Below are 255 nucleotides of genomic sequence, written 5' to 3'. Positions count from 1 at the left end.
AGCGCCATCGGCGCGTCGGCCGCGTGCAGACTGCCGCAGTGCTTGTGGTCGAGTCCCTGCTTGCTGCGCACGAACACTTCCCAAATCGGCCATTCCCTGTTCATTGCTGATCTCCTGATTCCTGACTTTCGCTGATCTTTCGCCGTGCCACTCAGGCGGCGTGCTGTTGCGCGCGCTGGCGCTGTTTTTCGGCATGGGCGAGCGCGGCTTCGCGCACCCAGGCGCCGTCTTCATGGGCCTTCACGCGCGTGGCGA

At 64.7% G+C, this 255-nt stretch carries 1 pseudogene; it reads right to left on the bottom strand.

Annotation, left to right across the window (positions count from 1 at the left end):
* Nucleotides 1-104, bottom strand: a pseudogene (locus AB3X94_RS42260) (1,2-phenylacetyl-CoA epoxidase subunit B); the annotation flags it as partial.
* Nucleotides 105-255 lie beyond the last annotated feature (151 nt).

The organism is Paraburkholderia sp. BR10923 (assembly GCF_040948765.1).
GTDB lineage: Bacteria > Pseudomonadota > Gammaproteobacteria > Burkholderiales > Burkholderiaceae > Paraburkholderia > Paraburkholderia youngii.
This window is presented reverse-complemented; position numbering and strand designations above follow the sequence as displayed.